Here is a 23,094-nt window from a genome sequence, read left to right on the forward strand (position 1 = left end):
GCTTGACAAGACGCAGCTGTTGCAGCGAAAGCTTATCGCTATGGCAGTACAACGGTCATAGCTACGGTTAGATTTTTACTTGAGTAACCGAAACCGTTTCGGTTAGATTTTTACGTGAGGAAATACGGGGAGCGCAGGATAACCGCACACCGCGGTAAGCGAATGAGTCTTCCGACGCGACCGTCGATATACGAAAACGGGGCTGTCGAAAAACGATCGCGTTTTAGACAGCCCCGTTCCATTTTTGCATTCAACCGTATTATTTATTCAGCCGTTTTTCCAAATCGTCGAGACACTCGCTGAGTTCTTTCGGCAAATGCTTTCCGAACTTGGGATAGTGGTTTTCGCGGATGTCTTTGATTTCTTTTTTCCAGCCGTCAACATCGACCGACGTAAGCGCGGACATGTTTTTCTTGTACTCGTCGCTCAATCCCGTCGTATCGATCGCGCCTTCTTTCGGCATGTAGCCGATCGCGGTGTCGATGTAGTTGTCTTTGCCGTCGCAGCGATCGAATACCCATGCGAGGACGCGGCTGTTTTCACCGTAGCCCGGCCACATAAAGTTGCCGTCGCCGTCTTTGCGGAACCAGTTTACGTAGAAAATCTTCGGCAGTTTATCTTCGGTCGATTTGTGACCGATGTCGATCCAATGTCCGAAATAATCGCCCATATTATATCCGCAGAACGGAAGCATCGCAAAGGGGTCGCGGCGCACTTGTCCGACCTGATCGGAGATAACGGCGGCCGTCACTTCCGAACCGACGATCGAACCGAGGAAAACGCCGTGGTTCCAGTTTCTCGCCTGGTGTACGAGAGGGATCGTTGAAGGTCTGCGTCCGCCGAACAGGAATGCACTGATGGGCACGCCGTTCGGATCTTCCCAATTCGACGCGATACACGGGCACTGGTGTGCGGGCGCGGTAAAGCGCGCGTTCGGGTGCGCGACGCACTGTTCTTTGTCTTTCGGCGTTTTGTCGTTTTCCGGGCAGGGGCGTTTGTTGCCGTGCCAGTCGACGATTTCTTTGCCTTCCGGTTTGTAGCCGATACCTTCCCACCAAACGTCTCCGTCTTCGGTCAAACCGCAGTTCGTAAAGATCGTATTCTTTTCCGCCGCGCGCATCGCATTGTAGTTCGATTCGTCCGACGTTCCCGGCGCAACGCCGAAGAATCCGTTTTCGGGGTTGATCGCGTACAAGCGGCCGTCTTTGCCGAATTTCATCCACGCGATATCGTCTCCGACCGTTTCGACTTTCCAGCCGGGCAGCGTCGGGCGCAGCATCGCGAGATTCGTTTTGCCGCAAGCGGACGGGAACGCGCCGGTTATGTATTTTACTTCGCCCTTCGGGTTCGTCAATTTCAAGATGAGCATGTGCTCTGCAAGCCAGCCTTCATCGCGCGCAAGCACCGTCGCGATGCGGAGCGCAAAACATTTTTTGCCGAGCAAAGCGTTTCCGCCGTAACCCGAACCGTAAGACCAAATCGTGCGTTCTTCGGGGAACTGCGAAATGTATTTGTGCTCCATGTCGGCGCAGGGCCAAATGCCGTTGTCCTTTTCGCCGTTGTTGAGCGGTTTTCCGACCGAATGCATACACGGGATCCATGCGCCATCCGTACCGATATTGTCGAGCACTTTCGTTCCGACTCTCGTCATAATGTCCATATTGCACACGACGTATGCGCTGTCGGTGATTTCGATGCCGTTTTTGCCGATTGCCGAACCGACCGGTCCCATGCTGAACGGAATGACGTACATCGTGCGGCCGTGCATACAGCCCTTGTACAGCGCTTTCATCGTCTTTTTGAGTTCTTCGGGATCTATCCAGTGATTCGTCGGGCCTGCATCTTCTTCTTTTTTCGATGCGATAAAGGTACGCGCTTCGACGCGCGCAACGTCGGACGGGAGCGAGCGAAAAAGATAACTGTGCGGCTTTTTTTTGAGTTCTGTCGCAAGCCCCGCTTCGACGAGCTCTTTCATAAGCCTGTCGTACTCTTCTTTCGAACCGTCGCAGATATAGACGCTGTCCGGTTCGCACCATTTGACCCATTCTTCAACCCACGCTTTGATTTTAGCGTTTTTCAAATCTTTTATTTCCATAAAGAACTCCTTGCATTACGGTTGCGGTGATTCCATAGCGGTTTTGTAAACAATATAGCGCATTTGCCGGTTTTTGACAATGCACCGTGATTCAGTGCTTTAAAAAATTCAATGCCTGTCTGCGCTTCGTGCCGATGCACGATCCGAGTCTGTCCGCGTCGCGTAACGGGGATTTTACCGTTCGTTCACGCAAATCGATTTTGCACTATTCGCTCAACACCGCTTTTGCGAGCTGATCGGCACAGCTCGTCTTTTTAAATCCGCACGTGTTGCCTGCAAGCTTTGCCGCGATCTCTTCGGCGGTCATGCCGTCGCAGAGTTTTGCAACGGCTTTCAAATTGCCGTTACAACCGCCGGTAAATACGATATCAGTAATGCGTCCGTCATCGCCTTTTGTAAAGCGTATCGTGCGGGCGCATATTCCACGTGTTTTAAACGTTATTTCTTTCATCGGATTATATTTTCACCTTAAAAGAGATGCCGATATTTGTCGGCGTCACCGTTTCACCGTTCGGCACATCGACAAAAAAATCGAATGCTACCGAGCGGCGTTTTTAATTTGTTCCCGAGCCGCGCTCACGTCTTCGGCGTCGAGGCGGATCGCATACTTGTCGATAAAGCCGCCGTACAGAGACTCGCCGCAGATGAGCGAAATGACCGCGTGCTCTTTGCGTATGGCGGCCGCTCTGCCGCGCGGATTCGCAGCGATGAGCGAGCGATACGAATCGTATACGTCGATCACGGAAAGCTCTATGTCGCGCCGATCGATCGCTCTGTCAGGCTTCGACGGCACGACCAGTTCGCGCGCCGCCCCCGGATTGTCGGGATCGGGATAACGCAGCATATTCGCACTGAAAATATACGGCCACAGGTTTCGCTCGCCGTACTCCGCCTGCGCAAGGGCGGCGTAGAGATTATCGTCGGCCGCAATCCGCAACGATACTGTCCGTATTTCCGGCGCGGCTTCCGTGACAACGGTTTTCGGTTCGGCGACGACGGTTTTCGGCATCTCACGCACGGACTTTCCCGACGCTTTCGGAGTACGGTGCGTAAGCACGTATGCGAGTGCACCGATCATCAAAGCGGTAAGAACTACCGCAACGCCGGCAAAAAACCAGCATCGGCTGATATAGCGCTGACCCTCTGAGTAATCGTCGCCGTCGTAATCGGGATCGTGTATATCATCTTCGGTTTCCGGCAATTCGTCGGCATGCCGATTTTGAATCACGTGTTGTTGGACGATCTGCTGTTCGATAATTTGCTGCTGTATGACCGCATGGCGCACCGTCTGATTTTCGACCGCCGCTTTGCCGTCGATTTCCCCGCTCCGCTTCCGCTGCGTTTCCGCATCGTAAACAGGCGAAACGGAACAGTACGACATATCCGCCGTTTGCGCATAGGGGTCGGGTGCCGCGTGATGCGTAAACTGCGGCGCATAGCAGGTGCTTCCCGAAGCGGCGGAATGCGGCAGCGCGGCCGCTCCGCTCCGAAACGATTCCTGCGATACGGCTGTATGAGGTCTGTCTTTTCGGAATTCTTGCTGCGGCGCGGAAGGCGGCGCTTCGGATGAAAAATCGAAACGGGGCTCATCCGTCTGACCCTGATCGATATCGAAATCGTCGATTTCGTCAAATGCATCGCGCAGTGCTTCGGCCGCGGGATCGATCGGCGTTTCATCCGGCAGAGGCTTCGCCTCTTCGAGGGGCGCTTCTTCGATCACTTCGGGCTGCAAGTGTTCGTACGGCTTATTGACACGCTTGGCAAGTGCCGACACCGGAACGAATTTGATTTTATAGTACCCGGGTGTAAAAATCGTTTCGCCGGTAACCCTATCCGTGCGCTCCTTTTCGTCGACGAGCATCCGATCGAAAGTACCGAAGCCGAGCAGCTTAAACGAGCCGTTGTCGAGGATATCGCGTCGCACCGTATCGAAAAAGGAGTTTATCACTTGCTTGATTTTATTGTCGTCGAGCGATTTATCCGCAAGCCGCCGACTGACACGTTCGGCAAGCACGGAAAGCGTTACCGATTCCGCTGCGTTCGTTTTCGTCGTTTTTCCGCGAGGCGTATTTTTATTCGGCATTGAGCGTATCCTTTAAAATCTTTGCAGGCTTAAAACGTACGGTACGCTTTTCAGGATAGCGCATCTTTTGTTTTGTAAACGGGTTACGCGCGATTTTCCCTTTATTGACGTGAGTGTCGAAAACGCCGAATCCCGGCTGTGTATACTTGCCGCCGTTTTCCAAAACTGTGTATATCTCTTCGAGCATCGCCGAAACGACGTCACCGCATGTTCTCTTATCGAGTTCGACAGCCGCGCTGATCGATTTTATCAAATCCGAACGTATCATAATAATTATTATAGCATAAAACGAGAAAAAAGCCAGAGCAATATCGCGGTACGCGCGGCGCATAGACCGCGCGGCGCAGTCATTATTCGGCGAGCGGTTTCATGGACGTCATGTAAGCGCGGAGGCGGCTTCCGACTTTTTCGATCGGGTGATTTCGGATCTCCGCGTTGACGGCGACGAGTTCCGTATTGCTTACAGAATTGTCGGCGGCATTCATCCCCTTGCCGATCACGTCGATGCCGACGGAAGGCATGAATTCCTTTTCGAGGAAGGGAACGGCGGCGTTTGCAAAGAGCGCGCAGCCGTATTCTGCGGTGTCGGAGATGACGCGGTTCATTTCGTAGAGCTTTTTGCGGTCGATGAGGTTTGCGATGAGCGGCACTTCGTGCAGCGATTCGTAATATGCGCTTTCCGGCATGATCCCCGCTTCGACCATCGTTTCGAATGCGAGTTCGCAGCCGCACTTTACCATAGCGACGAGCAAAACGCCCTTATCGAAATACTCCTGTTCGGAAATCGCGTCGCCCGATTCTTCGGTCGTTTCAAACGGCAGGCGCCCTGTCGCCTCTCTCCATGCAAGCAGATCGCGGTCGCCGTTGTCCCAATCTTTCATCATCGTCGAGCTGTATGCGCCGCTTATGATATCGTCCATGTGTTTGCGGTAAAGCGGCGTCAGCAATTTTTTCAGCCGCTTCGAAAGTTCGTTCGCTTTGATCTTTGCAGGGTTCGACAGGCGATCCATCATATTCGTGATGCCGCCCCACTTGAGCGCTTCCGAAATATAATTCCATCCGTGCTGCAGAAATTTCACCGCATAGCCGGGCGCGATGCCGTTCGCCGTCATCTTATTGTAACACACGATCGTGCCCGCTTGCAGCATGCCGCACAAAATCGTCTGTTCGCCCATCAAATCGGATTTCACTTCGGCGACAAAAGACGATTCGAGAACGCCGGCTTTACTTCCGCCCATAGCGACGGCGAGCGCTTTCGCTTCCGCCCAACCGCGTCCGTCTGGATCGTTTTCGGGGTGAACGGCGATAAGATCGGGCACGCCGAAACCGCGCTGGAATTCGTGCCACACTTCCGTGCCCGGCCCCTTCGGCGCGCACATGATAACGGTATCTTCTTTCGGGATCTGCATACCCTCTTCGACGATATTGAATCCGTGCGAATACCAAATCGTAACGCCTTTACGTGCATACTTTAAAACTTCGGTGATAACCGGCGTGTGCTGTTTGTCGGGAGTCAGGTTTCCGATCACGTCGGCGGATGGAATCATCTCGGCATAGGTTCCGACTTTGAATCCGTTTTCGGTCGCATTTTTCCAGCTCTGCCGTTTTCCGGACACGGCGCTTTCACGGAGCGCATACGCGACATCGAGACCGCTCGCTCGCAGGCATAAACCTTGATTTAAGCCCTGTGCGCCGCAGCCGACGATGACGATCTTTTTGCCTTTGAGCGCTTTTACTCCGTCATCGAATTCGTCTTTCGCCATGGAGCGGCAGTGACCGAGCTGCAAGCGCGCTTCACGCCACGGAATCGAATTAAAATAATTTTTTCGTTCACCCATACAATCACCTCTGCGATACATCGTTATTAAAATCAATTGTCCGAGGAGTGCCTTTGCCGCCCGCTCAAACGGATACAGTATAGACGAATAGGCGGTGTGCGTAAAGATAAAAAACTATTGACGGGTAAAAAAAAACTGCCCGAAACCGAAGTGTTCGGGCAGTCTCATCGTTATGCCGCGTCTTTTTCTTTCGGCGTCTGCTTTATTTTTTCGATCAGGGCGGCGTCGCGCTTTTCGCAGATTTTACACATCGTCTCCCGTCCCGCATCGATCGCTTCCTGTACGCTCCCCGCGGTAAGCTCTTCCGTTCTGCTCAACGCCGAACAGTCTTCGTGCGTATGAAAGCGCTTGCCGTGCGCCGTCCAATACACTTGCTGAGTGCCCGCCGCCTGCGCGTAGGATTCCGCCGACACCGGATCGAAGTCGTAGCTTGCAAGTCCTCCGATGATGAGCAGGATCGCCGCCGCTGCAACGCCGACCGCTTTCGTGCGCTTGTCGGTATCTTTATTCAAAAGCAAAAGGACGATAAACGGAACGAAAGCCGCCGCACACGCGATGACGCCCATATTGTTCCACAGCCAAAACTTCAGCGCATTCGCTTCCGACGCAGGTGCGATTCGATTCGCCTTTTTCCAAAGCTGCGCGCCCGCGACGACGAAAATAAAATCGATGACGAGCAAAACGATTCCCGCAACAAGCGGAGAAAGCTTTGTGAAAAGCGGGATCGCGATCTTTTCCGTCATCACACACAACGCAAGCACTTCAAATGCGATCGCAAAAACCCACAGTACGACTGCGGCGAGGCGAAGCGGCAACGCGCTTCCCGATTGTCCGCCTGCATTCGGCGCCGTTCTCACCGTTTTTCCGGTCGATGCCGAAACGATCCTATGTTTTATCGCCATACACACTCCCGTAAATTATTTATTTTAATAATCCCTTGAGCAGATCGCCTGCGAGCTTCGCAGTATCGGACGCTCCGGATTTTTTTGCCGTTCCTTGCGTTTTCGCACCCGATGCGCCCAAAAGACTTCCGAGTACGTCGCCGACGTTTACGTTTTTCATAACACCGCCGATCAGCGCCGAAAGTGCGGCGCTCGACGTATCGGTTCCGGCAGTTTTTCCGAGCAGGCTCATCAAAAGAGGAGCTGCCGCCGCAAGAATGCTCGATACGGTAGAAGCATCGGTGCCCGCCGTCTTTGCGATCGACTTCGTCGTGGAAGTTGCGCCGGATCCGAGCAAGTGCTTGATGATCTTTGCGCCGTCGTCCAAATCGACGTTTTTCATAAAGGTGCCGAGGTTCGCCGTACTCACGCCCGCGTGGTCGGCAAGCGCGGATGCAAAGCCTTTCGCCGATTCCTTGTCGGCAGCCTGTTTACCGGCTCCTTTTAAGAGTGCGGGAACGGCTTCGGCGAGAACCGCGCGTACCGTACCGGTGTCGGTATCGCACGCTTTGCCGATATTCGAAACGCTCGATGAGCCCAGCAATGTCGTCAGTATCGATGATGCGTCCATATTTTCCTCCGTAAAGATAATTCGTTTTCGCCCGTACACTGCGATGCGAGTAAACACGGCGCCGTTTTAGGCAATGCCCGACTGCACCTTTTCACGCAAGCACGTATCGGCGAAAATTATACCGAGCCGATTATCCGCCGTCAATGAACGTACACATGACCGGTCGCCGCAGTCTCGAATGCGCAAGAAATTTAATTGATAATTGATAATTGATAATGTGTAGTCGGTAATTATCCATATACACATTACACATTATCCATTACCCATTATCAATTGGAAAAAGCGCCTACGCCCGACCGGAGTAACGCGAAGCGGACGCGCGAGCGGCGCGGCCGGAGCGAAAGCGGAGTTACGGAGGGCGGGTTCTTCCGATACGTGCCGTCCGAAAAAGTATAAAACAAAAAATTATTAATTTTTATTTGTATGAAGAGATATAGGCGGGACGTTTCGGATTGCTCCGCCGACTGACACATTTTTGTACGGATCGTATTGCACATACGTTGTAAATGTGCAATGACAAAACTCGCCGTTCAAGCTATAATAATACTATGCGATTTACGAGTACACGAAACAAAGCCCTGTCGGTCGGCTTTGCGGAAGCCGTCCTGCACTGTATGCCGAAAGACGGCGGACTCTATGTGCCTTCGGACACGGAAGACTTGCGCCGCTGGATCCTCTATACCGATAAAGCGACGTCGTTCGCGTCGGTTGCCGGAGCGCTCACGTCCGCTTTTATCAAAGATGAATTCAGCCCGATCATCTGCGAAACGATCGCGACAAAAGCGTTTCCGTTCGAACCTGCCGTTCGTCGCCTCGACGATGCGCTTTTTATGCTCGAACTCTTTCACGGGCCTTCCGGCTGTCACCGCGATTTCGGTATCGCATACCTTACGGCCTGTCTCGAAACGATTTTGCAGATGAGGGACAGCAGCGCGACGATTTTGGCGGTGACGCGGCGTGAAACCGGTGCCGTCCTCGCACACGAGCTGCGCGGGAAAAAACGCATAAAAGCCGTCGTCGTCTGTCCGAAAGGGAGCGTATACGGTATGCAGGAAAGCGATTATTGTTGGAACGGAGGCAATATCTATCCCGTAGAGATCGAAGGAACGGAAGACGACTGTCGAAACCTCGTGCGCGCGATCTTCGCGGACAGGGATTTTTCCGAAGCCAAGCGGCTGACCGTCGCAAATACCGCAAATATCGGGCGGCTTTTGCCTCAGGCGTTTTTTTACCCGTTCGCGTTTTCCCGTTTGAAAGACGAAGTGCCCGGCGATATGTACTACGCGCTCGCACCGGGCAACTACAGCAATATCGTCGCGGGTTTGTACAGCTGGCGTTTTGCGCTGCCTTTGAACGGGTTTTTTATTCCCGCAGCCGATGCGCTCACCGTCGATGCGGCAGGCGACTGCATCGTCCTCGATTCGGTCGTTCCGTACGCCGACCGAAGACCTGCCGATCCGACCGATCCGTCGAACATCGAGCGGCTCGAAGAAGTGTTTTCCGCAAATAAACTGATGATGCGCAATTTCGTGTATCCGGTAAAGCTTACCGATGCCGTGACCGACGATGCGGTAAAAGAGCTTTTTGTAAAATACGGCATACTTGCCGACCGCCACACGGGGCGCGCCTACGCTGCGGCAAAACTCAAAGCGGATATATCGGCGGAAGACGGGGGAGCCGTCGTCATCGTCGCACGCGATCATCCGTGTCTGTCAGCGGATTATATCCGCCAAACGACCGGCGAAGCGCCTAAGATGCCCGAGCGCATCGCATCGGTGCTGAAAATTTCCCGCATTGCGAGGGCGGCGATTTCGTCTGAAGCGGAATTGCGCGCGATAATCTCCGAAGTCGCCGGATGATCGTTCTTCCGCCGTCGTCGCACACTTTATAAAAATATTCGGGGAAGCGTTCGCTCACATAAATCCGCGCCGCCATCGAACTAAGCATGGTATCGGCTGTGCCGTTAAATTCGTTTATAGGTTTTTTATTCGTCGGGGGGGTAATATTCCTGTACTCTGCGTCGGGGTTGTTGATTAAGTTTTATAAACGCACGATTTAATGATATATGGCAGCTCCGATGCGGAAGGTAAAGCCGTTTTCACCGTTTTTATCCCGCGTATAATATATTCCCGCGCCGGGCATACACAGGGTTTTGGGTATCAATACACACACATCGCTTCCTGCCTGTATACGGCCGAAACCCTGCATGCCGCTTGATGAAAAAGGCGAATATAAAACCGCAGACAGATGTACCGCATAAAATCCTTTTTGAAAACTGCCCGATACTCCCGTTTTTAAATTTCCGTTAAGCGGATACAGCTCTCCTCCTGCGATACCGAAAAATACCTGTTCCGACACTCCGATGCACAGCGGACCGTGATCGATCGCAAAAAGGCTTCCCGTATGTAAAATTCCTTCATTAAAAACGCTTGCGGCTTTGCCGGACGAATATGCGCCTCCTAAAAGTGCCCCGTATCGGAACATACCGCTTTTGCAGACGGCTTTTAAACAGCCTTGTATGATAAGGGGATTTGCTCGTGAGAGTTTTATTTCGGTTCCCGTCGTACATGAAAGTTCCAAAAATTCCAAGGGTGCGTAGGCAAAGCCTAAGAAGAGCGGAGCGGTTTTAAAACCTTTGCTCAGGGAAAAATCGGTGCCGCACGTACTTGCGCCGTACAGGCTTCCTTTGGGCATAAGGTGCGCTGCAGGAACAAGACCTGCCGACAATCCGCTTGTCGAAAAGAGGCTGAGAGGAACGGATGGAGCCGTATCTACTGCGACGGAAAGCGGTTCGGATTGTATAAACTCGGTACTGGCTGCTCCCCGTACTTGAAGATAAGCCGTATAGATACCTTTTTTAACGATTGCTCCGTTCTCGTCTCGACCGTCCCACGTGCTGTGTGCGTTTTCGGCGGCGAACGGTTTTAAACCTCTCCGATATACAAGCCGGGAGTCCGCGCCGTATATTTCCAGCATACCCTCTCCGGGAGCGGTAACGGAAAAATTGAAACGGCACATTCCCAATGTACCCGGATTATACGGATTAAAACGCTTTTTTTCGGCGGAAAAAGAAATCAATTCAAAATCCGCGTCTTGTAAGCTTACATCAAGTTCAACCTGTGTTTTTCCGAATACGTATACCTTTGTTACGGCCGTCTTTTTACCGAATTTTTTTACTTCGATTATGTGTTCCCCTTCGGGAACCTTCAGTATCCATTCGCAGCCGCGTATGCCGTTTTGTTCAAAGTACGTGTATGAACCGTCGTAGTTTTTTTTAGCCGCTGTTCCCAAGGAAAAACAGACGAAAAGATTTCCCTGTTTGACACCGTCTAAATACAGGGCGGCATCCGTTTCATTAATCCGGAGATGCAACTCTCCGGAGGTTTGCCGTAATTCGGTTGTTATTTGGTATCTGCTTTCATTTTCAAGATCGCATTCGGACTCCTGCGCATAAAGAAAGCCCGTCGAATATACAAGGAACGCGATAATGACGGCAGTTTTTTTTATACAGCGCATGGATATGTATTATCACATTTATACGGTAAAGACCAGTACATATTCCGCGCCGCCATCGGAATAAGCATGGCATCGGCTGTGCCGTTAAATTCGTTCATAGGTTTTTATCACACCTCCATAAAATAGTATACAAGTTAAGGCTCGGTTTAAGTCAAGGGAAAAATTGTTGGCAGGGGAAATTTATTGATAAATGAAAACTTAATATAGCCGGCCGCTGCTTTTTTACCGAGCCTGATGTCTTTTTTCGCCGATTATGCTTTGTACAAATTGTACCGCATCGTCCGCGGCTTTCCGCATCGCGTTTCCGTAAAAGACGTGCTTTTCCCCGTCGAGCTTTATGAGCTTCGCATCGGGAAAGGTTTTGACCGCCCGTTCCGAATACGACAGCGGTACAAGCGGATCGTCGCTTCCGTGAATGATGAGCGTTTTGCCGGAATACTGCGGCATCAACGTATAAATATCAAAGGACAGAACATCCTTATTATAAATCCGCCCGACGGTTTTTCCGAGGAGCCTCATTGTGTCGGGAATCCGTTCCGGATCGGGTGTGCGCCGCCGAACGTAATCATGCAACACAAAAGCGGGGTATAATAAAATCAAACCCGCGACGTCGGCGGGGCGTTTTGCTGCGACATAGGTTGACACGAATCCGCCTTGGCTTTCTCCGAATAAAAAAATTTGCTCCGCCTTAAAACGCGCGTCGGCTTTTAAGTTGTCGAGAATGACAATCAAATCTTCGGCTTCGGTAAGCACCGACATTTCCGTCATTTTTCCGTCGCTTTTGATATGCTCGCCGCCGCCGATAAACTCGAAAATGTATGCGGCGATGCCATGCTCCGCAAAAGATTCGACATAGCCTTTAACGCCTCCGCGGTTTCCGCCGAATCCGTGCGAAAGGATGACCAGGGGCACGGGAGATGCTCGGTCGGGTATAAAAAGCTCTCCGGATATTTTCATGCCGTTTCTTTGAAAGTTTCGTTCTTCGACTTTAAAGGCGGGCGATGCCGCGTTTGTCTGCGCCGCGGCGAAGGCTCCGATACATAAAACAGCTGCCGCTAAAGCAAGACGGCTCCAAAGGGCAATAGCGGCCGTCATTTTTGAAAATCTATTCATCGCTTTTCTCCGAAGTTCCGAATCGTGCCCGTTCGGGCATCAGCGCTTATCATTTTATCGATTTAATAACGGCCGGACAATTGTCGTCTTTACACTTGTCAAATTTAAATTGCCCGAATTTCGACTTTGCCGGAACTCGAAATTTTCCAATCGTTTCACGCATCAATGAATGCCGAAAATAAAAAAACCGGCTTTCGCCGGCTTTACGATGAACGTGCTTTGTAATTTATTTGTCTTCGATGACCGCGATGATATCGCTCATTTTGAGGATGAGGTGGTCTTCGTTGTTGATCTTTATCTGCGTGCCGGCATATTTGTCGTACATGATGCGTTCGCCGACTTTGACGGTGATTTTGTCTTCTTCGGTACCCGGTCCGACTGCGACGACTTTTGCCGTCTGCGTTTTTTCCTGCGCCGCTTCGGGTATGATGATGCCCGATGCCGTTTTCGATTCCGCTTTTTCGTTTTTGACGAGAACCCTGTCCGCTAAAGGTTTGATTTTCATGCTATGCTCCTATGATAAAAGCTGCCGTCAGCTGCGCGCCGAAAAGCGCAAACCGCGGTTTCCGCAACGCAAAAACCGCAGTCGATAAAAAGCTTCCGCTTTTTAGACGGCTTTCGTTTGTGTAAGCAGTATATAAAGCCTTACAATCTTTATATATTTATAATATACTTATTTTGTGTCCGCATCGTCAACAGGGAAGGAAAATGAAAAAGTACACTATATTTTTTATAATCGCAGTAACGGTATCGTTTTTTGCGGGGTGCGTATTCGGATATATACAAACAAATAGACAATACGACCGGGTTTCCGTTGCGCTGCGAAAAGAAAGATTGCGTATCTACAATCAAATAAAAGAAAATTACGGCGTCTATGAAAAAGGTTGCAAAGACGTGAAAGAAATCGCCGCGATCGATTTTTTTAAATCTATGGCATTATATGTTGTTGAAGAAAACGGAGTAAAAACAATTCGCGTTTCCGAATGATCGGTAACGAAGACTTGCGGCGAGCTATGAGATTTTCTGACGAAACGGAACTTATGGAAAAAAAACGCATCGTGCGGAAGGCGATGCGGAAGGCGATTTTTGAATTTACTGCGGAAAAAAATCGCGCGGATGCGGCGTCGAAAAAGATCGAGCGCCTCCTGCTCGGTTCCGAACTCTATGCGGTCTCAGATGCCGTTTTTATATTCGTATCCGATTCGAGCGAAGTTGAAACGCGGGGTATCATCGCATCCGCTTTGAAAAACAAAAAGCGAGTTGCGCTCCCGCGCTGCATCGATGCTTACGGTACGATGGAATTTTATTATCTCGATGCGGCTCTTCCGTTCGAAGTGCAGACGGAAATCGGCGCCTACGGTCTTACGGAGCCGAAAACCGATCTCGAAAAAGTCGATACGAAGAGCTTTCCGCACAGCGCACTTTTTCTCGTACCCGCTCTCGCTTTTTCTCGCGACGGCCGTCGGCTCGGAAAGGGAAAGGGCTTTTACGATCGATATATCGCGCGGATTTCCTATGCGCTTCCGATTTTGACAGGTCTCTGTTTTTCGTGCCAGATCATAAACGATGTCCCCTCCGGCGTCCGCGACGCGGGAGTTTCGCATATCGTGTGCGAGGACGGCATCTTTCCGTGCGTGCCGCCGCATGACGCGGATCGACATCGTGCCGATTGCGCTTTGTAGGCCGGTACGAATATTGATTAAAAGGCCGGTGTATGCTACTTTTCAAAGAGATGCGCAGATATATCCTTTTGATCGTTTTATCCGCTTTTTCTCTGTGCTCGTGTAGATCGGTTTCGTCAAAATCCGAGCATACCGCACTCGAACCGTCCGTATCGCTCAGACCTGTGCGGCGTGCATCTGCACAAAGCGGTAAAGACTCCGATCCCTGTCCTGAAATCGTTTTGACCGAGAGGGAAGGGCGTGTGGAAACTTCGTACGAAATCCTTGCAGAAGGAAGCTACGGTGCGGAATTCGTCACTGCGGTAATCGAAAACCAAAAAGACTTGGACAGGCTGTATGCACTTTTGCACGGGCGATCGGATAGGCCGGCGCCCAAAATCGATTTTAAACGAAAAAAGGTAATCGCCGTATGCGCAGGCCGTTTTAATACCGGCGGCTACGGCATACGACTGCATTCCGCGGTATACACGAAAGACGGTTTGGAAACGGTATTTTTAATAACCGCCCCCGCGCCGACTCAAATAGTAACGCAAGCTTTTACAACTCCCTACCTTATAATCAGTATAGATGTCTCCCCTTCAGAGCGGGTTTCGGTTGCGATACGTCGATTCGAAGGGGTTAAATTCGGAGGAACATCCTATGAAACGGAAATTACGGATCGCTCTTGTAGCGCACGATAACCGCAAAGCCGACATCGTCGACTGGGCGCTGTACAATGCCGAAATGCTTTCACAGCACAGGCTTTTTTGTACGGGAACGACGGGCACGCTCGTGCGGGAATCCTTTATGGGGCACGGCATTTCGAGCGACATCACGTGCATGCATTCGGGGCCGATGGGAGGGGATGCGGAAATCGCGGCGCTCGTCGTCCGAAAGGAAATCGATTTTGCAGTCTTTTTTATAGACGATTTGAATCCGCAGCCGCACGAAGCCGACATTCAAATGCTTTTACGCCAGTGCAGGATCCACAATATACCGATCGCGTGCAACCGCTACAGCGCCGATTTGATGATCACGAGTTCGCTGTGGGACGATACCGACTATGTGCCGAAAGATCCGATTTACGCGCCGTTTGACAGAAAGGCATTCGAAGAAAGCCTCAAAGAAAAGACGTGAGGCGCGGATCGACTGCTTTGAAAAAGCGGCATTGCGTTCCGTATCGATGTTTTTCAATATAAAATCAATAATTATTAATTTTATTGGGAGATGAGTTCGGGGCTTTCGAGCTGTCGGAAGAAGTGTCGCTTTGTGCCGAAGGTTTAAATTGAACGTCTGAGATAGCGCCGTTCAATTTAACTTCGAGTTTCGGACGAAGCCGAAACATCGCTTATTAACTGTGCGCTTGTGCGCACGAATTGCCCAGCTCCTAAATCTGAAGATTTACTCGCTGTGCAATTTTAAGGAACGGACAGGTGAAGTGCCTTTTGTTCACCGTCAGCGGCTCATCCTCCCCGATGCATCTCCGCCCATAAGCTTTTCCGCTTCTTCTACCGAAATGTGATTGAAGTCGCCTTCGATCGTCTGTTTTAAGCAGCTCGCGGCGACGGCGAAATCGACCGTCTTTTGCGGATCGAAACCTTTTACGTTTCCGTAGATGAGTCCTGCACCGAAACTGTCGCCGCCTCCGACGCGGTCTACGATGCGGATGAGATATTCTTTGCTGTAATAATAATTTTTGCCGTCATAGAGGAGGGCTGCCCATTTGTTGTCCGATGCGCCGAGCGACGTGCGGAGCGTGATCGCAACCTGCCGCAAGTGAAAGCGGTCTGCCAACTGTTTTGCGACATCTTCATAGCCTTTTTTATCGAGCTTGCCGCCGGTTACGTCCGTGTTTTTTGCCGAGATGCCGAAAACTTTTTCCGCGTCTTCTTCGTTTGCAATGCACACGTCGATGTATTCCATGAGTTCCGCCATGACTTTGCCCGCTTTTTCCGAAGTCCACAATTTTTTGCGGAAATTCAAATCGCAGCTTACCGTGATATTTTTCGCTTTCGCTTTTTTACACGCTTCGAGACAGATTGCCGCGACATTGTCTCCGAGCGCGGGCGTTATGCCCGTAAAGTGAAACCATGACACATCGTCGAATATCGCCTCCCAATCGAAGTCCGTCGGAGATGCCGTTTGAAAGGAAGAACCCGCCCTGTCGTAGATGACGAGGGAGCCGCGCTGGCTTGCGCCCTTTTCCGCGTAATAAATGCCGAGCCGCTCTCCGCCGCGGGCGATCAGTTTCGTATCGACACCGAATTTGCGCAGTTCGTTCAGCGCCGCGTCCCCCATTTCGTGCGCGGGAAGCTTTGTGACGAACGAAACGGGCACATCGAAATTTGCCAAAGAAACGGCGACGTTCGATTCCGCGCCCCCGTATACGACATCGAATTTATCCGCCTGTACGAAACGCTTATAGCCTTCCGGCGCGAGACGCAGCATGATTTCTCCGAACGTGATTACCTTAGCCATGAAATCCTCCGAAATTGCGACGGGCAGTGCAACTATCCGTCAGTATAAACGTATGTCGCGTGTTTTGCATAGCCGCGCGTATCTATGCGAAACCCTCAACAATATGCTATACTGTTACAATTCGAATTACGTATATTTCATAATGTTGTCGAGGTATCTATGTATAAAACGCGGAAGCGAATCGTTTTTTTTACCCTCAACGCTGCAATCTTAATTCTGTTTATCGTTGTGTCATCGATGCTCATGCCGGAAGATATCGCCGGTCATTCGTTTGCCCTGCTCATATCGATCCCTGCGACCGTTTTCGTTCTCTTGCTGCTCGGGGGCGATGCCGTGCGCGATATGATCGGCAGTCGAATACATCAGCGAATTTTCGAAAAAAGCGAAACGCGCTATTTGACGCGATTCACCAACCGCCTGCGTTTTTGTTATTCGTTTGACGACTTGTATAAAGTATTTGCGGACATCCTCGAAAACGAAGCCGGTTGTTCGGTTCTCTTTATCGATCGGGAAAAAAATTACGTTTTGTACAACAGTCCGGACCGCTTTGCATCTTCGTCTGAGGTGCGCGATGTGCTTGAGCGAAACTTTCCGCTTTCATGGCCGGAAGGAATCTATCTGCTCGACGATTCACTCGGTATCGTTTCATCGGTAAAAGAAGCGCGCGGATTTTTCTTCGTGTGCGGTACACAGCAGCTTTTTATCTTTTGCCGCTATACGAAACTGTTTGATGCCGATGCGTACCGGCAGCTCTATGAAGAGTTTGCGCGTTTTCAATCGCGTTCCCGTACGATTTCAAACCTTACCGAAATTTCCGATCTTACGAAAGAATGGCAGCTGCTTGCGGACACGCAGCGCTCCTTTCTTCCTCAGCAGATGCCCGTCATTCCGAAGCTCCAGCTCGCCGCGTATTATAAACCGCTCATCAACGTTTCGGGAGACTATTATTCCGTTTTGCAAATCGATAAAAATAAAACGCTGCTCCTGCTCGGCGACGTTTCAGGAAAGGGACTTGCGGCGGCGCTCATCATGGGTCTGGTCGTAAACACCTTGAAGATCATCGACGATAAAGAGAACATCGAAAATATTATCCGTGAAATCGACCGTGCCATAAAAAATATGAAACTGCAGGATAAATATACGGTCTTATTTCTCGGTCTCGTCGATACCGATGCGATGACGCTGCGCTATGTGAACGCGTCCATGTCCGATCCCCTCGTTCTCTCGCGCGTGCCGAGCGGTTATAAGATAAAGCCTCTCGCATCGAATGCGAGTCTTGTCGGCATCATCGATTTGGGGGACATCACGGTCGAAGAACGAAAGCTCTACCGAGGAGACACTATCCTCATCGCGTCCGACGGTTTGTCGGAGATCATGAACAGCGACGGCATCCAACTCGGCAACAGTGACGTTTTCAAAGAAACGCTGTGTTCAAGCGCCGACAAAACGCCGCAGGAATGTATCGACGATATCGTACGCCTGATCCCCGAATATAACGGCGGCGCGCGGCTTCATGACGATATCACGATGATGGTTGCAAAGGTGGGCTGATATGGCGTTTGTAATACTCAATTTTGCGCTTTCCGTTTTTTTTATCTGGTTGTCATTTTACATAAGCTATGTACATCGTACGAAAGGTATGTACAGCGACCGAATTGTCGCCGATATTATTTTAGCGACCGTTCTTTCCGTATTGCTTACCGCCGCAATCAATTTGCCGTTCGGTGAAGGCGTCTTCCTGCTGGTCGCCAAGCTGCTTTTTTTTATCGAAGCCGTTTTTTTAACGAATATTTCATTTTACTTTATTTTACGAAGGGCAAAACGAGGTATTCCGCTCATCATAGCCATGATGGTATTTTTATTTGTGTTTGCCCTTTATATCGTATTTATGAAATTTCAGCTGATCGTGATTTCTCCCGACGGCGGCATAAAAATCGTCTCGCAATATATTTTTAGCGGCGATATGGGCAATATTTTTACGTGGACATGGCTCACCGTTTTCGTTGTTTTATATCGCTTTGTGCTGCCGGGTACTTGCGTTCTTATCATGCTGCTGCTCAACGAATACAGTTCTACGCGGCTCGAAAGGTATCTCGGTTACCTTGAATTGTTTTCCGTACTCTTTATGTGGGGCATGCTCCTGTTCATCAGATTTTTGTCGCGGGACATAGCCGGTTTTTATCTGTTCTATCCGCTCGCATACGAATTCCTTTTGCTGATGCTGCTGCGTTCGGAATCGGTTCGCGCGATGCCGTCGGCAAGCGATGCGCTTGTGTATATTCTTCGGCTTTTGTTCGCATATATTATTCCGAGCGTTTTTCTCGTTGCCGTTTTCACGTTGTTGTTTCCGATCGTCGGCGGCCGCTCTTTGCAGTTTTATACGATTTTGGTTGTCGGTACTGCGCTGTCGCTTTTGTTTATCTGGGGTATGTCCAAATACCTTACGACGACGCGCCGCCTTCGTCCGACCGACTATGAAACCGCTTTGGAAACCGACCTCGCGTCGATCGACTACAGCGGCGAAATGGATGAAATCATCATGAGCGTATACAATATGTTTACGAGAAACGTGCAGTGTTCGTCCATGTCCGTATTCGTCAATAACGGGAATGAGTACCTTGAAAACGCGTTTTCATCCGTCATCCGTGATACTCCCGTTCGCGCCGACAACCCCGCCTTTGATGCGCTGTTGAACGCAGGTCGGAACGTCATCGCATTTTCGGAAATCGATGCGCGCAGCGATATTGCGGAGGCGAGGGAATCACTTGAAACGCTCTTTACCGATACGCATTCGGACGCGCTCATTCTGTTGAGCGAAGGACGCAATCTGCTCGGCTGCATCACGCTCGGCTTAAAGACGAGCGGCGAACATTATACGGTCTACGATATTTCCATCCTTACGCGCTTGTATTCGTACTTTTTCGTATTCGGCTACTACATGCGCAATATTTCAAACAGAGAGATCATCGGTACGGTCAACCGTGAGATCCGCATGTCTTCTCAAATCATTGCGTCCATTCAGGAAGACGTCGATGCCGTCACGAATACAAAAGCCGATGTCGGCTATATCATGAAATCGGCGCACAATATCGGCGGCGAATTTATCGATTTGATCAGGATCAACGATCATACGCATCTGTTCGTTATCGGAAGTTTGAGCGGACAGGGGATTGCCGCGAGTATGAACATGGTCATTTTAAAATCGGTCATCAGAACCTTTCTTGACGAAACACACGACTTTAAAATGCTTGTGCAGCGGGTCAATGTATTTATACGCGAAAACCTTCCGAAGGGCAGCATTTTCAACGGCGCCTTTGCGCTCGTCGATTTTTCCGTCGACGTGATGTATTACATCAACTGCGGCATCCCCGCGATTTTCGTGTATACGCAGTCGTACAATAATATCATCGAAATCCAGGGACGCGGTCATGTGCTCGGCTTTGTACGCGATATTGCACCCTATATTTCGGTACGGCAGATAAAACTTACCAAAGGCGATATCGTGCTTTCGTGTACGAACGGTGTCCTTACGTCGCGCTCGCTGCGCGGAGATGTTTTCGGCAAAGAGCGTGTACAGCAGGTTATGCTTTCGAACTTGACCTTTCCCGCTTCGCGCATAGCGCAGTTCGTCTATGACAATCTTGTTAAATTTATGTCGAAAGAAATCGAGGCGGACGTAAGCGCCCTCGTTATAAAATACGCATAGTGTTCGGAGATACTTATGGCTCAATTGACGATTACTGAAAAAAGCGGCGCGAATTACGTATTGTATGAACTCTCGGGCGCGATCAACGCGTATACGCTTGGAGAACTCGAGCAAAAGCTGTACGACGCGATCGCACGCGATAACGTCGTACTCGATTTATCGAAAGTCTCCGAAATCGATTATTCCGGTATGGGGACGATCATGGCCGCGTTCAACGACGGAGAAGCCAAGGGGCATGCGCTGTATCTGCTGTCGCCTTCGGCAGAAAGCCGCGAAGCCGTCGACGCGACGGGTTTTTCGCAAGTGCTCCGCATCATCAATTCCGTGACCGAAGTCCTGTAAGTGCACGGTACGACGGCAAACCGCCGCCTCCGATTTCGGTGCGCTGTACATTGTTCTATAAAAAAAGTATTAATAATTATTAAGGGATACGGTCTATGTACGGGGCGATTTTAGGGGATATAATCGGAGAGCCGTATGAATCCGGCGGGAATCCGAAGACAAAGGATTTTCCGCTCTTTCGTGCCGTGCCCTCTTTTACGGACGATATGCACACAGTGATGCGGGAATTCGACAAAAAAGCTCACGCGATTGCTGCGCGGTGGACCCCGCTTCATGCAATGTACGGCAGAGATGCCGTGTCGATATGTTGCAAAACAGTTGCGTATTTTATACTATGTAATCACATATAACTGCCATGAAAAACGTATTTGAAAAAATCAAAATGAACGGGAGAAAAATTGCAGCTTCTCCCGTAACGTTGAGGGCATTGTACCTCGTCGTGTTGCTCGAACTTATGCTGTTCCCTTTCAGTATGACCGGCATGGATTTGTTCGATCCCGAACAAACTTCCCGCCTGCTGTTTCCGTTTACCGTATTGTTTTCGGGTGCGGTAACGAAAGGTTTTAATTTTTTTTATATTTGCTGCCTTTCGTTTTTTCTTTTGCCGATAACGTTTATAGTCATCGCGCTGTCATTTTTCCGAAAAGAAATAACCGAGCTCATCATATATCTGTGTTTGCTTGTTTCGCTGACGTTTTACTTGGCGGCGTCCGTTTGCGGAATCATTTTATTTGCGAATACCGCCCGCTGGTTTTCTTCGCTGAGTCCCCTCGCGTATGCGGCGTTTTTTTCGGCTTTGATCTTCCATGCGTGCCTCATCGCCGTCGGGATCGTTTCCATAAAAGCGCAAAACGAATCTTATGTCGAATATAAAAAATTATTAAAAGAAGAAGAAAAAAAAGAAGCCGTCATTCGGAAAAAGGCGGCGGAAAAATTGAAAAAACGGAAAAAGACCGAAGCCGATGCAGATGAAAATTTTACCGCCGTAAGAACCGCTTTGAGCGAATGGGTACATAGCGTGCGGACTGTTAAAATCAAAACGCACATAAAAATCAAGATAACCGTCGTTATTCTTTTGACGATCCTTATCATTCTTTCGACGTTTATCTACACCGATTTGAAAAATTATAAAGCGCTTGTTTCGCAGACCGCCGACAATACGGGTAAAAATCTTGCGGAGCAGGTTGCCGCGATTTACGATTTTTCCGACGGACTCCATACGAAGATAAGCGCTTTTCTCGAAGGCATCAACAAAACCAATGCGTCTTCGCCTTTTCCCTGTCAAAGAGCGGATATCATTACGACGAGCGCAAAATCGAATGTTTTTCTCGAAGCGATCGATTATGCTACCGAGTTGCCGGAATTCGACGTTTTTTCGTATACGACGGCTGCAGGGGAGATCCATAAAATCCCTCAGGAAGAAAAAAGGATCTTACCGTCGGAAGCCATTCAGTACATAGTCCACTTCCAAGACATAAACACGAGAAGCAAGCCCATTTACAAAGAGGGAAAAGACACGTGCATCTATGTATATCCCGTAACATTTTCGAGAAAAGACGGCCAAAAGCTCGTGGGATTTTCGGTCGTTACGTATTTGAAAGAAATTTTAAACCGACCGTATTTTCAGGCAAAAGTTTTTATCCTTTCGATCTCGGTGATTTTTTTCTATGCTTCTATAATCATCACGCTGTTCCTCGCTGACTTTATAGTAAATCCCGTTCTCTTCCTTTGCGGCAATATCAGACGAACGGCGAACAGTCTCAGCGATATGCTTGCCGGAAATGCAAAGATCGAATCGGGTAAATTGATTTTTGAAGAAACCGTCCATACGAACGACGAGATAAAAAATCTCTCCGTCGAAATAAACAATATCGTATCGCTTGTGCGCGGTATGCTTCCCTATGTGTCGTTTCACACGGTGCAGAACGCGGAAAAAAGTACCGGCCGTTTGAGCACGACGCGCGAGTTGTGTTTTTTGTTTACGGATATCCGCGGCTTTACGAGCCTTTGTGAAAAGGTACAGCCGAAAGAAGTCATACGGCTTTTAAATCATTACCTCGATATCGAAACGAAAATTATTTTCGATAACGGAGGCGATGTCGATAAATATGTCGGCGATGAAATAATGGCGTTTTTTTCCGGAGCGAAAAAGGAAATCAACGCGTGCAAAGCCGCAATGGAAATTCGCAAAGCGATGTACCGCGAAAAACAGCTCGCGCTCGAAAAGGGGGCGGATGCTATCGCCGTCGGTATCGGGATCAATTCGGGTTCCGTCGTATTCGGTTCCGTCGGTTCGGAAACGCGCAAAGATTTTACGTCGATCGGCGATACCGTAAACCTTGCGGCGCGCCTTGAAAGCGCGAACAAGGAATACGGCTCGAAATCGATTATTTCAAGGGCGGTGTATGAAAAGCTCGGAAAAGATTTCGTGTGCCGCGAACTCGACTACATAACGGTAAAAGGAAAAACAAAACCCGTGCGTATCTATGAAGTGCTGCAGGCGAAAGAAGCTGTGACCGATAAAATTCTTGATTTAAAACGGAAATTTGAAACCGGTTTGTCGTATTACCGAAAAATGGAATGGGATTCTGCAGAAAAATACTTTTCCGAAAACGCGGAAAAATACAACGATGCGCCGTCAAAAGTGTTTTTGAAAAGGATTGCCCGCTATCGGTTATCGCCGCCGAGCAAGGAATGGAAGGGCGTTTTTGTAATGACGGGAAAATAGCAGTCGCGCGACGGCGATCGGA

At 49.9% G+C, this 23,094-nt stretch carries 20 protein-coding genes; 9 read left to right on the forward strand and 11 right to left on the reverse strand.

All coding sequences use genetic code 11. The features are described from left to right. Window positions 1–259 precede the first annotated feature (259 nt). From JSQ97_RS08980 to JSQ97_RS09010, 7 genes are all read right to left on the reverse strand, one after another. Entirely contained in the window at window positions 260–2,095 is a 1,836-nt protein-coding gene (locus tag JSQ97_RS08980) for a phosphoenolpyruvate carboxykinase (GTP) (RefSeq protein ID WP_205075743.1), read from the reverse strand. A 205-nt stretch (window positions 2,096–2,300) separates the two neighbouring features. Continuing rightward, the gene (locus JSQ97_RS08985) at window positions 2,301–2,546 is read right to left on the reverse strand and encodes a TIGR03905 family TSCPD domain-containing protein (RefSeq protein WP_205075744.1); all 246 of its coding nucleotides are present in this window, start codon (window positions 2,544–2,546) and stop codon (window positions 2,301–2,303) included. A gap of 87 nt (window positions 2,547–2,633) precedes the next feature. Further along, window positions 2,634–4,178: an HU family DNA-binding protein gene (locus JSQ97_RS08990; RefSeq protein WP_205075745.1), complete on the reverse strand. Its 1,545-nt coding sequence runs from the start codon at window positions 4,176–4,178 to the stop codon at window positions 2,634–2,636. Then, window positions 4,168–4,446, reverse strand: coding sequence for an HU family DNA-binding protein (locus JSQ97_RS08995; RefSeq protein ID WP_205075746.1), 279 nt, complete (start codon window positions 4,444–4,446; stop codon window positions 4,168–4,170). The genes JSQ97_RS08990 and JSQ97_RS08995 overlap by 11 nt, the downstream gene beginning before the upstream one ends. An 82-nt stretch (window positions 4,447–4,528) precedes the next feature. Beyond that, window positions 4,529–6,016, reverse strand: coding sequence for a ketol-acid reductoisomerase (gene ilvC / locus JSQ97_RS09000; RefSeq protein WP_205075747.1), 1,488 nt, complete (start codon window positions 6,014–6,016; stop codon window positions 4,529–4,531). A gap of 170 nt (window positions 6,017–6,186) precedes the next feature. Further along, the gene (locus JSQ97_RS09005) at window positions 6,187–6,918 is read right to left on the reverse strand and encodes a hypothetical protein (protein ID WP_205075748.1); all 732 of its coding nucleotides are present in this window, start codon (window positions 6,916–6,918) and stop codon (window positions 6,187–6,189) included. Between the two features lie 19 nt (window positions 6,919–6,937). Continuing rightward, window positions 6,938–7,528 carry a DUF937 domain-containing protein gene (locus tag JSQ97_RS09010; protein ID WP_205075749.1) on the reverse strand — a complete coding sequence of 197 codons (591 nt, stop codon included), beginning with the start codon at window positions 7,526–7,528 and terminating at the stop codon, window positions 6,938–6,940. Window positions 7,529–8,076: 548 nt separating this feature from the next. On the opposite strand from JSQ97_RS09010, the gene JSQ97_RS09015 reads away from it, so the two are divergent. After that, the gene (locus JSQ97_RS09015; RefSeq protein WP_205075750.1) at window positions 8,077–9,387 is read left to right on the forward strand and encodes a PALP domain-containing protein; all 1,311 of its coding nucleotides are present in this window, start codon (window positions 8,077–8,079) and stop codon (window positions 9,385–9,387) included. Between the two features lie 196 nt (window positions 9,388–9,583). Here the strand turns inward: JSQ97_RS09015 and JSQ97_RS09020 are convergent, their stop codons facing one another. The 3 genes from JSQ97_RS09020 to JSQ97_RS09030 all read right to left on the reverse strand — a co-directional run bounded on the left by JSQ97_RS09020 (window position 9,584) and on the right by JSQ97_RS09030 (window position 12,662). Next, window positions 9,584–10,900: a flagellar hook assembly protein FlgD gene (locus JSQ97_RS09020; RefSeq protein ID WP_205075751.1), complete on the reverse strand. Its 1,317-nt coding sequence runs from the start codon at window positions 10,898–10,900 to the stop codon at window positions 9,584–9,586. Window positions 10,901–11,266: 366 nt separating this feature from the next. After that, window positions 11,267–12,157: an alpha/beta hydrolase gene (locus tag JSQ97_RS09025; RefSeq protein ID WP_205075752.1), complete on the reverse strand. Its 891-nt coding sequence runs from the start codon at window positions 12,155–12,157 to the stop codon at window positions 11,267–11,269. A gap of 226 nt (window positions 12,158–12,383) precedes the next feature. After that, window positions 12,384–12,662 carry a co-chaperone GroES gene (locus tag JSQ97_RS09030; protein WP_021329442.1) on the reverse strand — a complete coding sequence of 93 codons (279 nt, stop codon included), beginning with the start codon at window positions 12,660–12,662 and terminating at the stop codon, window positions 12,384–12,386. Window positions 12,663–12,865: 203 nt separating this feature from the next. Here JSQ97_RS09030 and JSQ97_RS09035 point away from each other — a divergent pair, with 203 nt between their 5' ends. The 4 genes from JSQ97_RS09035 to JSQ97_RS09050 are packed head-to-tail and all read left to right on the forward strand — an operon-like array spanning window position 12,866 to window position 14,955. Further along, window positions 12,866–13,144, forward strand: coding sequence for a hypothetical protein (locus JSQ97_RS09035; RefSeq protein WP_205075753.1), 279 nt, complete (start codon window positions 12,866–12,868; stop codon window positions 13,142–13,144). A gap of 26 nt (window positions 13,145–13,170) precedes the next feature. Continuing rightward, window positions 13,171–13,839, forward strand: coding sequence for a 5-formyltetrahydrofolate cyclo-ligase (locus JSQ97_RS09040; protein WP_205075754.1), 669 nt, complete (start codon window positions 13,171–13,173; stop codon window positions 13,837–13,839). A 50-nt stretch (window positions 13,840–13,889) separates the two neighbouring features. Then, window positions 13,890–14,519, forward strand: coding sequence for a dentilisin complex subunit PrcB (gene prcB / locus JSQ97_RS09045; RefSeq protein WP_205075755.1), 630 nt, complete (start codon window positions 13,890–13,892; stop codon window positions 14,517–14,519). Continuing rightward, the gene (locus JSQ97_RS09050) at window positions 14,479–14,955 is read left to right on the forward strand and encodes a methylglyoxal synthase (RefSeq protein WP_205075756.1); all 477 of its coding nucleotides are present in this window, start codon (window positions 14,479–14,481) and stop codon (window positions 14,953–14,955) included. Before prcB ends, JSQ97_RS09050 begins: the two co-directional genes overlap by 41 nt. Window positions 14,956–15,273: 318 nt before the next feature. On the opposite strand, the gene JSQ97_RS09055 is transcribed toward JSQ97_RS09050, so the two are convergent. Next, entirely contained in the window at window positions 15,274–16,296 is a 1,023-nt protein-coding gene (locus JSQ97_RS09055; protein ID WP_205075757.1) for a sugar kinase, read from the reverse strand. A gap of 159 nt (window positions 16,297–16,455) precedes the next feature. On the opposite strand from JSQ97_RS09055, the gene JSQ97_RS09060 reads away from it, so the two are divergent. From JSQ97_RS09060 to JSQ97_RS09075, 4 genes are all read left to right on the forward strand, one after another. Beyond that, a complete protein-coding gene (locus JSQ97_RS09060; RefSeq protein WP_205075758.1) occupies window positions 16,456–17,847 on the forward strand; it encodes a PP2C family protein-serine/threonine phosphatase in 1,392 nt (463 codons plus the stop codon). 1 nt (window position 17,848) lies between these two features. Continuing rightward, window positions 17,849–20,002, forward strand: a complete 2,154-nt coding sequence (locus JSQ97_RS09065; protein WP_205075759.1) for a PP2C family protein-serine/threonine phosphatase — start codon at window positions 17,849–17,851, stop codon at window positions 20,000–20,002. Between the two features lie 15 nt (window positions 20,003–20,017). Next, complete coding sequence (locus JSQ97_RS09070; RefSeq protein ID WP_205075760.1) at window positions 20,018–20,344, forward strand: STAS domain-containing protein; 327 nt, start codon at window positions 20,018–20,020, stop codon at window positions 20,342–20,344. A gap of 355 nt (window positions 20,345–20,699) precedes the next feature. Beyond that, window positions 20,700–23,072, forward strand: coding sequence for an adenylate/guanylate cyclase domain-containing protein (locus tag JSQ97_RS09075; protein ID WP_205075761.1), 2,373 nt, complete (start codon window positions 20,700–20,702; stop codon window positions 23,070–23,072). Window positions 23,073–23,094 lie beyond the last annotated feature (22 nt).

This window comes from Treponema sp. Marseille-Q4523 (assembly GCF_016901105.1).
In the GTDB taxonomy this organism is placed as follows: Bacteria; Spirochaetota; Spirochaetia; order Treponematales; family Treponemataceae; genus Treponema_D.

Coding starts and splice junctions, on each gene's coding strand:
- JSQ97_RS08980 (WP_205075743.1), bottom strand. CDS start 2,095: ATGGAAATAAAAGATTTGAAAAACGCTAAAATCAAAGCGTGGGTTGAA.
- JSQ97_RS08985 (WP_205075744.1), bottom strand. CDS start 2,546: ATGAAAGAAATAACGTTTAAAACACGTGGAATATGCGCCCGCACGATA.
- JSQ97_RS08990 (WP_205075745.1), bottom strand. CDS start 4,178: ATGCCGAATAAAAATACGCCTCGCGGAAAAACGACGAAAACGAACGCA.
- JSQ97_RS08995 (WP_205075746.1), bottom strand. CDS start 4,446: ATGATACGTTCGGATTTGATAAAATCGATCAGCGCGGCTGTCGAACTC.
- ilvC (WP_205075747.1), bottom strand. CDS start 6,016: ATGGGTGAACGAAAAAATTATTTTAATTCGATTCCGTGGCGTGAAGCG.
- JSQ97_RS09005 (WP_205075748.1), bottom strand. CDS start 6,918: ATGGCGATAAAACATAGGATCGTTTCGGCATCGACCGGAAAAACGGTG.
- JSQ97_RS09010 (WP_205075749.1), bottom strand. CDS start 7,528: ATGGACGCATCATCGATACTGACGACATTGCTGGGCTCATCGAGCGTT.
- JSQ97_RS09015 (WP_205075750.1), top strand. CDS start 8,077: ATGCGATTTACGAGTACACGAAACAAAGCCCTGTCGGTCGGCTTTGCG.
- JSQ97_RS09025 (WP_205075752.1), bottom strand. CDS start 12,157: ATGAATAGATTTTCAAAAATGACGGCCGCTATTGCCCTTTGGAGCCGT.
- JSQ97_RS09030 (WP_021329442.1), bottom strand. CDS start 12,662: ATGAAAATCAAACCTTTAGCGGACAGGGTTCTCGTCAAAAACGAAAAA.
- JSQ97_RS09035 (WP_205075753.1), top strand. CDS start 12,866: ATGAAAAAGTACACTATATTTTTTATAATCGCAGTAACGGTATCGTTT.
- JSQ97_RS09040 (WP_205075754.1), top strand. CDS start 13,171: ATGAGATTTTCTGACGAAACGGAACTTATGGAAAAAAAACGCATCGTG.
- prcB (WP_205075755.1), top strand. CDS start 13,890: ATGCGCAGATATATCCTTTTGATCGTTTTATCCGCTTTTTCTCTGTGC.
- JSQ97_RS09050 (WP_205075756.1), top strand. CDS start 14,479: ATGAAACGGAAATTACGGATCGCTCTTGTAGCGCACGATAACCGCAAA.
- JSQ97_RS09055 (WP_205075757.1), bottom strand. CDS start 16,296: ATGGCTAAGGTAATCACGTTCGGAGAAATCATGCTGCGTCTCGCGCCG.
- JSQ97_RS09060 (WP_205075758.1), top strand. CDS start 16,456: ATGTATAAAACGCGGAAGCGAATCGTTTTTTTTACCCTCAACGCTGCA.
- JSQ97_RS09065 (WP_205075759.1), top strand. CDS start 17,849: ATGGCGTTTGTAATACTCAATTTTGCGCTTTCCGTTTTTTTTATCTGG.
- JSQ97_RS09070 (WP_205075760.1), top strand. CDS start 20,018: ATGGCTCAATTGACGATTACTGAAAAAAGCGGCGCGAATTACGTATTG.
- JSQ97_RS09075 (WP_205075761.1), top strand. CDS start 20,700: ATGAAAAACGTATTTGAAAAAATCAAAATGAACGGGAGAAAAATTGCA.